The following is a 12,012-nucleotide window of genomic DNA, read 5'->3' as shown; positions in this document are numbered from 1 at the left end:
TATTGCGCAATTCCATTCGCGGGACAACTAGCCTAAACGCAAATACGAAAGAATGAGACGACAATGACATACACACCTTTTGAAATTTGCGGTGCCGAACGTCCCGGGCGCTGGTTGATTGGTTGCGATCATGCAACAAATATTGTGCCCGATTGGGTGCATGGCGGCGATCTTGGCCTGCCAGAGGCGGATATGGGACGTCATATCGCTTATGATATCGGTGCTGCAGGCGTCACGCGAAAGCTTTCCGAACTGCTCAATAGTCCGGCGATCCTGTCACAGTTTTCTCGGCTTGTCTGCGATCCGAATCGCGGTGAGGACGACCCGACGATCATGATGCGGCTCTATGACGGAACGATCATTCCTGCCAACCGCAACGCGGATGCAGCTGAAATCGAGGAGCGGCTGCAGCGTCTTTATCGCCCCTATCATGCGGCTTACGCGGATTTAGCCAACAAAGTCAGAGATCCGGTCATTTGCGCCATTCACAGCTTCACCCCACGTTTGCGCGGACGGCACCCACGACCTTGGGAAGTGGGTGTGCTCTATGCGGATGACAACCGGCTTGCCCTGCCCTTGCTGGAGGCCAGCCGCGCGCAGGGCTGGTGCACGGGCGACAATGAACCCTATGCGGGCCATCTGCCCGGCGACGCGGTCGACAGACACGCCTTGCAACATGGGCGTCCGAATGTACTGATAGAGCTGCGTCAGGATCTTATCGCGGATGACGCAGGCCAAGCCCTTTGGGCAAGCAGATTGGCGCCTATATTAATGGATGTACTGGCCCGCACGGGTCTTTAGGAATGCATTTCACGATGGATGACCAAACCCGTATCGAACTTGAAGCTGCAGCCTTTCGCCGCCTGCAAAAGCATCTGATGGAAGACCGGACCGACGCCCAAAACATCGACATGATGAACCTCGCCGGTTTTTGCCGAAACTGCCTGTCACGCTGGTATCAGGAGGCTGCGAATGAACGTGGCATCGAGATGAGCAAGGACGAAGGACGCGCAGCCTTCTACGGAATGCCTTTCTCGGAATGGAAAGAGAAATATCAGACTGATGCATCTGCTGCCGCGCAAGACGCCTTCAAAAAAAGCCACGGCTGAAGCAATGTTTGACCGCCTCAAGGCTTTCTTTGGCAATCCCGCAGCCTACCACACGCGGTTGCCCGACGCGGACGCAAGCCATGCGATGGGGGCGCTGATGGTGCGGGCTGCAAAGGCTGATGCATCCTATCTGTTCGAAGAAATAGCGATGATCGACCGGATCCTCGCCAAGCGGCACAATATCAACCCGGTCGCTGCGGCCAAACTCCGTGCAGAATGCGAGGTTCTGGAACGTGTGATGCCAGACACTGACGACATCGCAACCATTTTGGAACACGCGATCAGCACCGAGGAGAAAGAGGCGACCCTGATCGCACTCTGGCAGGTGGTCTTCGCGGATGGTGTGAAGCGCCCATCAGAAGACGCGCTGCTGCACCAGATCGAAGCGGTGCTCGGCGTGCCGCCAGCGCGCGCGCTTGAACTGCAAATCGAAGCGCAAAAAGACACGCGTGGCTGACTGCACAATTTGGGTGCCATCGCACATATCCATGCAGTGCTGTCGTTCAATGCCTATTTCAGGCTCGCGGGCCGATGCAATTTCGCGCCAAATGATGTAAGCAATGCAGCGATAATCCGGCCTAACTGATACCCGGGCGGACGCAGCCTAAACCGCGACCTTGCGGCTTTCGTCGAGATAGATCTCGCGTAGACGGGCCGCGACAGGGCCGGGCTTTCCTGCACCCACGCCCACGCCATCAATTTCAACAACCGGCATCACGAATGTGCTGGCAGAGGTGATGAAGGCTTCATCTGCCGCTTGTGCTTCTGCAATTGTGAAGCTGCGTTCCTCGACTTGCATCTGCGCCTCTTTGGCGAACCGCAAAACGGCGGCGCGCGTAATCCCGTGCAAAATCTCATTGCCCAAATGGCGGGTGATAATTGTGTTGCCCTTGATGATATATGCGTTGTTCGACGTGCCTTCGGTCACGGCACCATCCTCAACCATCCAGGCATCGTCAACGCCCGCAGCCTTCGCCATCATCTTACCCATCGAGGGAAAGAGAAGTTGAACAGTCTTGATGTCGCGCCGCGCCCAGCGCTGATCTTCGATCGAGATGACTTTGATACCGGTCTTGGCCGCCGGGCTATTGGCCAATCCGGGCTTGTTCTGCGTGAACAAAACCACCGTCGGCTTTGTTGTACCAGGATCGGGAAAGACAAAATCACGGTCATCAGGAGCACCACGGGTAATCTGCAAATAGATCATACCCTCGTCTATACCGTTCAACCGGACCAATTCACGATGAACGTCCAGCAAATCCGGCAAAACTTCAGGATGCGGCATGTCCAATTCATTCAATGACCGCTCCAGCCGCTTTGCGTGTCCGGCAAAGTCGATAAGCTTGCCGTCAAGGACGGAAGTCACCTCATACACACCGTCAGCCATCAGGAACCCGCGATCGAAGATCGACACTTTGGCTTCATTTTCTGGCAGATACTCGCCGTTGACATAGACTGTGCGCATGGTCATCCCCAAAGTGCAGCGGCGGGCGGGTGCACGCCTTTTTCATCGAATTTCAAAGGTCCATCCCGGTCTTCGGCCAATAAGAGCGGCCCGTCAAGGTCCGTAAAGGACGCGCCTTGCGCAAGAATTGTCGCAGGCGCCATCGCAAGTGACGAACCGACCATACAGCCAACCATGACGCCATAGCCCTCAGCGATTGCCTGAGACTTGAGCGCCAGTGCCTCAGTCAGGCCACCGGTCTTGTCGAGCTTTATATTGACCATGTCATACTTGCCTTTCAATGCAGGCAAGCTGGCACGGTCATGGCAACTCTCGTCAGCACAAACCGGCAAGGGTCGTGCGATCTCAGCAAGCATATCGTCCTGACCTGCCGGAAGTGGCTGTTCGACCATCTGCACACCAAGCCGTATCAAATGCGGCGCGAGGTCGGCATAGACATCCGCGGTCCATCCTTCATTGGCATCGACGATGATACGGGCATCGGGTGCACCACGGCGCACAGCCTCAAGCCGGGCCATGTCATCAGGCGTGCCCAGCTTTATCTTCAACAAAGGACGCTTTGCGTTCTCTGCGGCCTGTCGCTGCATCGCCCCGGGGGTATCCAATGACAACGTATAGGCCGTGATCGCTGGCAGGGGCGTTGGCAGCCCCAACAGCTCCCAGACACGCTTGCCCGCAGACTTTGCCGCACGATCCCACAAGGCGCAGTCCAAAGCATTTCGAGCAGCACCAGCGGGCAGTTCATCCGACAAACATTCCCAATCCCCGGAAAATGCCAGTATCTGATCGGACACGCTGCCCATCGTCTCGTCATAACGGGCGTAGGGCACACATTCACCGACCCCCGACACGCCCGCATCAGACACCGCCACCGTCAGAACCTCCGCCTGCGTCCGCGAACCGCGACTGATGGTAAACACCTGCGCCAATTGGAAGACGTCGCGGGTCACCTCAATCTGCATTGCAGCCACTTCTTCCGAGCATAAATATCCCCGCCGGAGGCATTAAACCTGCTCCAGAGCGTCAACCAAACGCGCAGCGCCCTGACGGAAAGTGTCCACAGTCGGCAGCCCCATACGATCTTCAATCTCTGCCAAATATGCCGCAGAATCAGCTTCCGACAGATGCTGTGTGTTCACTGAAATGCCCACAATCTGGCAACGCGGATTTGCGATACGCGCGATTGGCAAGGCAGTGTCGCGCAAGGTCTCAAGGCTTGGCAAATCATAGTCAGGCAAGCCGCGCATATGGGTGCGGGTCGGCTCATGGGCAAGGATCAGCGCATCGGGTTGGCCACCATGGATCAACGCCATCGTCACACCGGAGTAAGAGACGTGGAACAAGCTGCCCTGTCCCTCGATGTGATCCCAGTGATCTTCATCATTGTCAGGCGTCAGGTATTCAACGGCGCCCGCCATGAAATCGGCAATCACCGCGTCCAAAGGCACGCCGCCACCAGTGATAAGAATACCGGTCTGGCCCGTGGGCCGGAATGTCGACTTCATGCCACGCTTGTGCATTTCTGCATCCATCGCCAGACCAGTATACATCTTGCCAACCGAACAATCAGTGCCAATTGCAAGGCAACGCTTGCCACCGCGCTTTTTGCCATTGGCAATCGGATAGGCGACCGATGGAATACGCACGTCAAACAAAGTCCGGCCATTCACACGCGCCGCGGCAACCAGCTCATCCTCATCGCGCAAGAGGTTGTGCAGACCTGAAGCGATATCAAAACCCATTTGGAGCGCCTTCACCAAGACCTCTTTCCAGGCTCTCGATATGTACCCGCCGCGATTGGCCACCCCGATCACCAGGGTCTTGGCACCTGCGGCCTTTGCGTCCTCTAGCGACATATTGATGATGCCCAGATCGGCGCCGCAGCCTGCCATGCGGAATTGGCCAACGGCGTTTTCAGGGCGCCAGTCCTTGATCCCCTGCGCGACTTTGGCGGCAAGCTGGTCAGGGGCATCGCCGAGAAACAAAAGATATGGGGTCTGGATCATGTGGAGGCTCCGTGGCTCAAGGGTGGGATTCGCGTTCACCAATTGATATCGCGCGGGAAGAAACAAATTCATCGCAGAATGTGGCGGGACTGGGGATCATGGTGAGAATTTCTTGCGCCATACCCCTGCATCTTGGGAATTTTTCCCAACCAATCGTCGCCGCGCGCAAAAAAACCCGGGCGCGGACGCCCGGGTTCGTTTCAGTCAAAGGTTGCGAAAGCTTACCCGTTGGAGAATTCAGGGTAGGCTTCCATGCCCATCTCGGACGTATCCAGGCCATTGATCTCTGCTTCCTCGGAGACGCGGATCCCCATGACGGCTTTGAGAAGGCTCCAGACAACCAGCGAGATGACGAAGGTAAACACACCGTAAGCAATGATACCTGTGATCTGCGCGCCCCAATTGCCAGTGTAGAAAGCAACCGCCAGCGTGCCCCAGATACCTGCAAAGAGGTGAACTGGGATGGCACCGACAACATCATCAATCTTGAGCTTGTCCAGCAGTGGCACGGTGAAGACAACGATCACACCACCAACGGCACCCGTTAGCAACGCGCCGAACATGGATGGCGCAAGCGGCTCAGCCGTGATGGAGACCAGACCGGCAAGCGCGCCGTTCAGAACCATTGTCAGATCGACCTTGCCATACACAAGCTGCGTCAGGATCAGCGCCGCGACAGCGCCAGATGCCGCCGCCATGTTGGTGTTGGCAAAGATACGGCCAATGTCTGTGATGTCACCAACAGTCCCCGCAGCCAACTGCGAACCACCGTTAAAGCCAAACCAACCCATCCACAGGATGAAGGTACCAAGTGTCGCAAGGGCAAGGTTTGAGCCCGGCATAGGCACTGTTTTGCCATCCTTGTACTTGCCTAAACGTGGCCCAAGGATCAGCGCACCAGCCAGCGCAGCCCAACCGCCAACGGAGTGAACGATTGTGGAACCGGCAAAGTCAGAGAAGCCCAACTCGGACAACCAGCCACCGCCCCACTGCCAGGAACCGGAAATCGGGTACATCAGGCCGGTCAGAACGACGACGAAGACAAGGAATGGCCACAGCTTGATGCGCTCCGCCAAAGCACCGGAAACGATGGATGCGGTCGCTGCAACAAACATCAACTGGAAGAAGAAGTCAGACGCGACGGAGGCGTAATCAAGCGATGCATCCGCGGCCGCAAGGCCAACAGGTTCAAGCGTGGTGGGCACGAAGTTGAAAGCGAAGAAGCCGTTGAATTCACCCGGATACATCAGGTTGAAACCAACCAGCCAATACATCAACGATGCAACGGAAAACAGGGCAATGTTCTCTGTCAGCTGCATTGACACGTTCTTGGAACGCACAAGACCAGCCTCAAGCATGGCAAAACCAGCGGCCATCCAGAACACCAGAAAGCCACCAATCAAGAACAACAGCGTTGTCATGATATAGGGGCCGATTTCGTCAAATCCCGGAGCAGTTTCCTGCGCCAGAGCGAAAGTCGGAAGCAACGTCAACGCTGCACCGACCGGAAGTAGTTTTGTTAGTTTCATCAGTTTGTCCCTTGGGTTCGCGGTCTTAAAGCGCGTCGTCATTGGTCTCGCCGGTGCGCACCCGAAGGGCGCCTTCCACGTCGAGAATGAAAATTTTGCCGTCGCCGATCTTCTCGGTTTTGGCAGTCGATGCGATCGTCTGGACGACCTGATCGGCCATGCTGTCCTGTACGACGATCTCAAGCTTGACCTTCGGCACGAAATTCACGGCGTATTCCGCGCCGCGATAGATTTCTGTGTGACCCGACTGAGAGCCGAAGCCTTTGATTTCTGATACCATCATCCCGCGCACGCCAACGGTGGTGAGCGCTTCACGCACCTCCTCCAGCTTGAACGGTTTGATTGTTGCAATGATGAGTTTCACGATCTTCCCCTTGCAAATTCATGTACGGACAACCAACGGCAGCGCCCGCTTGCACCAGAACAAAGAGCGCGCCACACCGCTGGGAACAACTTTCTGCGGGTGCAAACTGGATAGATTCTTTGTCTATTTGCACAATTTTTGCACAAATTAGCAGTAATGCTCAAAATTTAAGCTTATCAAAAAGCGAATTTCAACGACTCATTGCCCGCGACATTCAATGCGGCACCCTATATGGTGAATCACAACAAGCCCCAAAGGCAGACGAGCAGAGCATGAGTGGAACCGGCAAGAAGCGGCCGCCATTAGTGGCGGACCGACGTTATCCTACCAAACCGACAGTCAAAAAAACCTCGCCCAAAAAGGCGGCACCCAAAAAGCAACCCGCCGCCCGCCGCAAGGCCAGTCCAAAGCGGGCCAGTCCAAAGCGGGGCAAGCCGCGCGGGTTGATTGGCTGGCTGATGCTGCCTTTCCGATGGCTGCTTCGGATCGTTTGGGCGTTCGCATGGCGCATGGGACTTGTTGGCGGCCTGATCGTGAGTGGCTTTGCTTACTATTTTGCAAGTCAGATGCCTGCGATGGACGAACTCATCGACGGGCGCGCACGCGGTTCCGTGACCATGACGGACATATCCGGTGACGTCTTTGCCTGGCGCGGCGATCAATTTGGCGGGATGGTGACAGCCCAGACGGTTTCATCTGATTTGCACAACGCGGTCGTAGCAACCGAGGACAAGCGCTTTTACCAGCATTTCGGAATTTCACCGCGCGGTATCGCCTCTGCTGTGCGCATCAATCTGCGTGAGGGCCGTGGGCCGTTGTCCGGCAATGGCGGGTCTACGATCACCCAACAGACTGCCAAGCTGTTGTGTCTTGGTGTGCCCTATGACCCTGACCGCTGGGAAAGTGAAAGGGCGTATGAAGCCGATTGCCGCCAGACTTCACTTTGGCGCAAGGTGCGCGAGGCTGTGTTCTCCGTCGGCATGGAAATCGCCTACACCAAGGAAGAAATCCTCACGATTTACCTCAACCGCGCGTATCTTGGCGCAGGCAGCCGTGGCTTCGAGGCCGCCGCGCAACGCTACTTCGGGATTTCGGCCGCAGAGGTGAACCCGGCGCAGGCTGCAATGCTGGCAGGTTTGCTGACGGCCCCCTCCGCCAACGCCCCCACGCGTAACCTGCAACGCGCGCAAGACCGCGCATCTGTCGTAATCGGCTTGATGGAAGACGAAGGCTACCTTTCCGCCGCTGAAGCCGACGACGCCCGTCGCAATCCCGCAATGCTTTCAGACGCTGCCCGTGCAAGCTCTGGCGGGTTCTTTGCCGATTGGGTCATGAACAGCGGCCCGGAGTTTTTCACCCGCAGCACGACAGAAGATGTGATTATTCGCACCACCCTCGACCAGCGGATACAGGCGGCGGCTGAAGATGCATTGATTTCCGTTTTCGAAAACGGCGTGAGTGAAGAATCAGAGGCGCAGGCCGCGATTGTAGTGATGTCCGCCGATGGGGCCGTGCGCGCGATGGTCGGCGGGCGCGACATCAGCGCAACGGGGGCCTTCAACCGCGCCACTCAAGCGCTCCGCCAGACCGGGTCGGCTTTTAAACCCTTCATTTATGCAGCCGCACTGGATCTGGGGCTGTCGCCTTATGACATGGTTGACGATGCACCGACCTGTTGGACCCGTCGCGGATCACCGCAGTGGTGCCCGGCAAATTATGATCGTAAATTCAAAGGCCCGATGACCATGATTCAGGCCCTCGCCGAAAGCCGAAACATTCCCGCGATCCTGGTGTCGGAAGAAGTCGGCCGTGGTTTGGTAAGCAATGTTGCCAGTGGTTTTGGTCTCAGGGGTGATCTTGCGGCTGGACCGGCGTTGGCGCTTGGCGTCTCGGAAAGCACGTTGCTGGACATGACCGGGGCCTTTGCAGGCATCCTGAATGGCGGCTCTGCGGTGACACCTTACGGCCTGACGGATTTGCGCTTTGTGGGCGATGACAGCTCTTTGATGGATGCGCAAACAAGCGGCATCGGTGAGCGGATCATCCGGCAGGAAGCCGCACAGCAGCTTACATGGATGATGACGAAAGTCGTGGAGGAAGGCACCGGGCGGCGCGCGCGCATCGATGGCTGGCAGATCGCTGGCAAAACCGGCACGACGCAAGGGTCGCGCGACGCCTGGTTCATTGCGTTCACCGGCGACTACGTGACCGGGGTCTGGATGGGGCTGGATGACAACAGCAGGCTTACCGGCGTGACAGGTGGCGGGCTTCCGGCAACAATCTGGCGCGAAACCATGGTCCGTGTGCTGGATGGCATCCAGCCAACACCTTTGCCGATGATGATCCCACAACAGCCATTAAGCACCGGATTGGTCGAAAGCCAGGGCGGTGAAGTCCTGGACAATGCAATCCTGAATTTGCTGGACACAATCATCTCTGACGGAACGAACTAGGCGCGAGCAGCGATTGCACGCGCCAGTGTTGCCCGCTAGCGTCGCAGCAAATAACAGGAGATATCTGATGAGCGCGATCGAAACCAGACTTGCTGAATTGGGCGTTACACTGCCAGACGCCCCGGCCCCGGCAGCCAATTATGTGCCCTATGTTGTGGCGGGTGATTTGGTCTATGTTTCGGGTCAGATCGCGGCCAATGCGGGCGGTATGATAAAAGGCAAGCTGGGCGATGATATGACCGCAGAGCAAGGCGCAGATGCTGCCAAGACGTGCGCGATCGCGCTTTTGGCACAGCTCAGGGCGGCTTGCGGCGGTGATATTGATCGTCTCGTGCGGGTGGTCAAACTTGTTGGATTTGTGAATTCAACTGGCGATTTCAGCGACCAGCCCAAAGTGATAAACGGCGCCTCTGATTTCATGGTCGCCGCATTGGGCGATCGGGGACGCCATGCGCGCTCTGCCGTGAGCGCCGCCAGCCTGCCGTTCGGCGTCGCGGTTGAGATCGAAGCGATTTTCCAGATCAAATGATCCTGCCCGCGTCTTTCCTGGCACGCCCCTTCGCCCATCGCGCCTTGCACGACCGCAAGGCGGGGCGGGTCGAAAACAGCATCAGGTCGATCAACGCAGCGCTTGATGCGGGCTACGGGATCGAAATTGACGTACAGCTTTCATCCGACGGGCAGGCAATGGTGTTTCATGACGATATGCTTGATCGGCTGACAAATGAAACCGGGCCGGTGCGAAACCGGACCTGTGATGCGCTCCAGAACATCCCGTTGAAAAATGATGGCGGGACTATCCCGACATTGAAAGACGTCTTGGCGGGCGTTGCAGGGCGCGTTCCGCTCCTGATTGAGATCAAAGATCAAGACGGTGAAATGGGGCCCAACATCGGCGCGTTGGAAGCCGCGACTTGCGCCGCTCTCAAGGACTACAACGGCGACGTGGCCGTGATGTCCTTCAATCCACATGCGGTCGCGAAATGCGCAGAGCTTGCGCCTGACATCCCGCGCGGCATCGTGACTTCCAGCTATGAGGCGGCCTTCTGGCCGGAACTCCCGGCGGATACGCGCAACACCCTGCGCGCCATTCCCGACTATGACCGCACCGGGTCTTGCTTCATCAGCCACGAAGCCACCGATCTTGGCCGCCCCCGCGTCGCAGAGCTCAAGTCGCAGGGTGCGCGCGTCTTCACGTGGACGATCCGCTCTGCCAAGCAAGAGGCCGATGCCCGCCGGATCGTCGATAATGTCACCTTTGAAGGCTATCTGGCTTGACGCCCCGCCAGATGCACCCAAGTTGCACCTCATGAGCGACGCAACCATCGAAGTCACGGCCCACCCTGCCATCAGCGCGATAGTCGCCGCTGAATGGGACGCCTGCGCCTGTCCCGAAGCCGTGGATGGACGCCCCAATGACCCCTTCACGACGCATCGATTCTTGAAAGCATTGGAAGACAGCGGTTCCGTCGGGCCGGGGACGGGCTGGCAACCGCGCTATATCACTGCAAGGCAAGACGGCTTATTGATTGCCGTCGCCCCGCTTTATGCAAAGGGTCATAGCCAGGGCGAATATATCTTCGATCACAACTGGGCCCATGCATATGAGAACGCGGGCGGGCGATATTATCCAAAACTCCAGATAGCGGTCCCTTTTACGCCCGCGACCGGGCGGCGTTTCCTGACCAGACCGGGGTTTGAGGCAACGGGCATGTCTGCGCTGGTCCAGGGGGCTGTCCAAATTGCGGCGGACAACCAAGTCTCATCGCTACACGCGACGTTCTGCACCGAAGCCGAAGCGCTTGCAGGCGCGGAGATGGGGTTGCTTTCTCGGATTGGCCAGCAGTTTCATTGGGTCAACGATGGATACGCCGATTTTGACGCGTTTCTTGCGTCACTTTCCAGCCGCAAGCGCAAAAACATGCGCAAGGAACGCGCCCGGGCCAGTGAATTCGGTGGTGAGATTTTGATGCTGACCGGTGATGACATCCAGCCGGAGCATTGGGATGCTTTCTGGGTCTTTTATCAAGACACCGGCAATCGCAAATGGGGCACGCCCTATTTGACGCGGAGTTTCTTTCACCTCGCACATCAAACCATGCGCGATGATATGCTCATGGTGCTGGCCATGCGTGACGGGAGGCCCGTGGCAGGCGCCTTGAATTTCATTGGCCGCGATACGCTTTACGGACGCTATTGGGGCTGCACAGAACATTACCCATGCCTGCATTTCGAAATCTGCTATTATCGCGCCATAGATTTTGCGATCCAGCATGGCTTGGGCAAGGTTGAGGCTGGCGCGCAAGGAGAACACAAATTGGCGCGCGGGTATCTGCCTGTTGCAACGCATTCGCTGCATTGGTTCGGCGATGCAGGGTTCAAAGACGCCGTTGCCCGCTATCTTGAGGCCGAAAGGGATGCCGTCGATCAGGAGATAGAAGTGCTGACCAGCTACGGGCCATTCCGAAAAACCGATATGGAGGATCACCAATGACCGACAAATTGACCGCAGCAGAGCGTGCCGCCAAGATTGACCCGCTTCTGTCAAATGGCTGGTCCATGCAGGACGGGCGCGATGCGATGCAGAAGCGTTTTGTCTTCGCCAACTTTGTCGAGGCCTTCGGGTTCATGACCCGCGCCGCAATCCACGCTGAAAGACTGAACCATCACCCCGAATGGTATAACGTCTATAAAACGGTCGAAGTCACCTTGACCACGCATGACGCAGATGGCCTAAGCGCGCTCGACGCGCAATTGGGCGCGATTATGGACAAACTCGCCGGAGGCTGAATTGGAAACGCTACTGACGACCGTGATCTGGGACGGGAAAACCATTTTAGATTTGCTCACCCTTGAATTCCTGGCGTCCGCCGTTGGCAACGTGCTGGCTGCAGTGGCTATCCTGTTTATCGGTTTTCTGTTGGGCGGATGGGTGCGGCGCAAACTGATCGCTATCGGGGGCAAGAATGCGCATCTCGACATCACCTTGTTCAACTTCTTGGGCAATGTCTCGCGCTACGTCATTATTGGTTTTGCATTCCTTTTTGTACTCAATACGTTCGGCGTGCAGACGACAGCTGTTGTTG

General features: G+C 57.2%; 13 protein-coding genes and 1 pseudogene. 9 read left to right on the top strand and 5 right to left on the bottom strand.

Translation table 11 applies throughout. The features are described 5' to 3' along the window. Nucleotides 1-63: 63 nt before the first annotated feature. The 3 genes from ACFDSS_RS01570 to ACFDSS_RS01560 are packed head-to-tail and all read left to right on the top strand — an operon-like array spanning nucleotide 64 to nucleotide 1,566. The gene (locus ACFDSS_RS01570) at nucleotides 64-801 is read left to right on the top strand and encodes an N-formylglutamate amidohydrolase (RefSeq protein WP_375253997.1); all 738 of its coding nucleotides are present in this window, start codon (nucleotides 64-66) and stop codon (nucleotides 799-801) included. A 14-nt stretch (nucleotides 802-815) separates the two neighbouring features. After that, the gene (locus ACFDSS_RS01565; protein WP_375253996.1) at nucleotides 816-1,109 is read left to right on the top strand and encodes a DUF1244 domain-containing protein; all 294 of its coding nucleotides are present in this window, start codon (nucleotides 816-818) and stop codon (nucleotides 1,107-1,109) included. Nucleotides 1,110-1,113: 4 nt separating this feature from the next. Beyond that, nucleotides 1,114-1,566, top strand: a complete 453-nt coding sequence (locus tag ACFDSS_RS01560) for a TerB family tellurite resistance protein (protein ID WP_375253995.1) — start codon at nucleotides 1,114-1,116, stop codon at nucleotides 1,564-1,566. Nucleotides 1,567-1,713: 147 nt separating this feature from the next. Here ACFDSS_RS01560 and ACFDSS_RS01555 read toward each other — a convergent pair whose 3' ends face one another. The 5 genes from ACFDSS_RS01555 to ACFDSS_RS01535 all read right to left on the bottom strand — a co-directional run bounded on the left by ACFDSS_RS01555 (nucleotide 1,714) and on the right by ACFDSS_RS01535 (nucleotide 6,473). Beyond that, complete coding sequence (locus tag ACFDSS_RS01555) at nucleotides 1,714-2,580, bottom strand: D-amino-acid transaminase (RefSeq protein ID WP_375253994.1); 867 nt, start codon at nucleotides 2,578-2,580, stop codon at nucleotides 1,714-1,716. Next, on the bottom strand, nucleotides 2,577-3,536 hold the full coding sequence (dgcA, locus tag ACFDSS_RS01550; protein WP_375253993.1) for an N-acetyl-D-Glu racemase DgcA: 960 nt from the start codon (nucleotides 3,534-3,536) through the stop codon (nucleotides 2,577-2,579). The genes ACFDSS_RS01555 and dgcA overlap by 4 nt, the downstream gene beginning before the upstream one ends. 42 nt (nucleotides 3,537-3,578) lie before the next feature. Next, nucleotides 3,579-4,580 (bottom strand): N-acetyltransferase DgcN, encoded by a 1,002-nt coding sequence (dgcN, locus tag ACFDSS_RS01545; RefSeq protein WP_375253992.1) that lies wholly within the window; start codon nucleotides 4,578-4,580, stop codon nucleotides 3,579-3,581. A gap of 221 nt (nucleotides 4,581-4,801) precedes the next feature. Further along, nucleotides 4,802-6,109 carry an ammonium transporter gene (locus ACFDSS_RS01540; protein ID WP_375253991.1) on the bottom strand — a complete coding sequence of 436 codons (1,308 nt, stop codon included), beginning with the start codon at nucleotides 6,107-6,109 and terminating at the stop codon, nucleotides 4,802-4,804. Nucleotides 6,110-6,134: 25 nt separating this feature from the next. Continuing rightward, nucleotides 6,135-6,473 (bottom strand): P-II family nitrogen regulator, encoded by a 339-nt coding sequence (locus ACFDSS_RS01535; RefSeq protein WP_375253990.1) that lies wholly within the window; start codon nucleotides 6,471-6,473, stop codon nucleotides 6,135-6,137. Nucleotides 6,474-6,745: 272 nt separating this feature from the next. Between ACFDSS_RS01535 and ACFDSS_RS01530 the strand changes: the two genes are divergently transcribed. The 6 genes and pseudogenes from ACFDSS_RS01530 to ACFDSS_RS01505 all read left to right on the top strand — a co-directional run. Beyond that, nucleotides 6,746-8,926, top strand: coding sequence for a transglycosylase domain-containing protein (locus tag ACFDSS_RS01530; protein ID WP_375253989.1), 2,181 nt, complete (start codon nucleotides 6,746-6,748; stop codon nucleotides 8,924-8,926). A gap of 67 nt (nucleotides 8,927-8,993) precedes the next feature. Next, entirely contained in the window at nucleotides 8,994-9,455 is a 462-nt protein-coding gene (locus ACFDSS_RS01525; protein ID WP_375253988.1) for a RidA family protein, read from the top strand. Next, the gene (locus ACFDSS_RS01520; protein WP_375253987.1) at nucleotides 9,452-10,204 is read left to right on the top strand and encodes a glycerophosphodiester phosphodiesterase family protein; all 753 of its coding nucleotides are present in this window, start codon (nucleotides 9,452-9,454) and stop codon (nucleotides 10,202-10,204) included. Before ACFDSS_RS01525 ends, ACFDSS_RS01520 begins: the two co-directional genes overlap by 4 nt. A 31-nt stretch (nucleotides 10,205-10,235) precedes the next feature. Beyond that, complete coding sequence (locus ACFDSS_RS01515) at nucleotides 10,236-11,420, top strand: GNAT family N-acetyltransferase (RefSeq protein ID WP_375253986.1); 1,185 nt, start codon at nucleotides 10,236-10,238, stop codon at nucleotides 11,418-11,420. Further along, nucleotides 11,417-11,716, top strand: a complete 300-nt coding sequence (locus ACFDSS_RS01510; protein WP_375253985.1) for a 4a-hydroxytetrahydrobiopterin dehydratase — start codon at nucleotides 11,417-11,419, stop codon at nucleotides 11,714-11,716. The genes ACFDSS_RS01515 and ACFDSS_RS01510 overlap by 4 nt, the downstream gene beginning before the upstream one ends. A gap of 1 nt (nucleotide 11,717) precedes the next feature. Next, nucleotides 11,718-12,012 (top strand): annotated as a pseudogene (locus tag ACFDSS_RS01505) (mechanosensitive ion channel family protein); the annotation flags it as partial.

This window comes from Yoonia sp. (genome assembly GCF_042093035.1).
Lineage (GTDB): Bacteria > Pseudomonadota > Alphaproteobacteria > Rhodobacterales > Rhodobacteraceae > Yoonia.
The sequence above is the reverse complement of the archived record's forward strand: the minus strand, read 5'-3'. Positions and strand labels throughout refer to the sequence as shown.

Excerpts from the sequence above, each read along its gene's own strand:
- dgcA (WP_375253993.1), bottom strand. The coding sequence starts at position 3,536 with ATGCAGATTGAGGTGACCCGCGACGTCTTCCAATTGGCGCAGGTGTTT.
- ACFDSS_RS01515 (WP_375253986.1), top strand. The coding sequence starts at position 10,236 with ATGAGCGACGCAACCATCGAAGTCACGGCCCACCCTGCCATCAGCGCG.
- ACFDSS_RS01560 (WP_375253995.1), top strand. The coding sequence starts at position 1,114 with ATGTTTGACCGCCTCAAGGCTTTCTTTGGCAATCCCGCAGCCTACCAC.
- ACFDSS_RS01520 (WP_375253987.1), top strand. The coding sequence starts at position 9,452 with ATGATCCTGCCCGCGTCTTTCCTGGCACGCCCCTTCGCCCATCGCGCC.
- ACFDSS_RS01530 (WP_375253989.1), top strand. The coding sequence starts at position 6,746 with ATGAGTGGAACCGGCAAGAAGCGGCCGCCATTAGTGGCGGACCGACGT.
- ACFDSS_RS01540 (WP_375253991.1), bottom strand. The coding sequence starts at position 6,109 with ATGAAACTAACAAAACTACTTCCGGTCGGTGCAGCGTTGACGTTGCTT.
- ACFDSS_RS01565 (WP_375253996.1), top strand. The coding sequence starts at position 816 with ATGGATGACCAAACCCGTATCGAACTTGAAGCTGCAGCCTTTCGCCGC.
- ACFDSS_RS01525 (WP_375253988.1), top strand. The coding sequence starts at position 8,994 with ATGAGCGCGATCGAAACCAGACTTGCTGAATTGGGCGTTACACTGCCA.
- ACFDSS_RS01570 (WP_375253997.1), top strand. The coding sequence starts at position 64 with ATGACATACACACCTTTTGAAATTTGCGGTGCCGAACGTCCCGGGCGC.
- dgcN (WP_375253992.1), bottom strand. The coding sequence starts at position 4,580 with ATGATCCAGACCCCATATCTTTTGTTTCTCGGCGATGCCCCTGACCAG.
- ACFDSS_RS01555 (WP_375253994.1), bottom strand. The coding sequence starts at position 2,580 with ATGACCATGCGCACAGTCTATGTCAACGGCGAGTATCTGCCAGAAAAT.
- ACFDSS_RS01510 (WP_375253985.1), top strand. The coding sequence starts at position 11,417 with ATGACCGACAAATTGACCGCAGCAGAGCGTGCCGCCAAGATTGACCCG.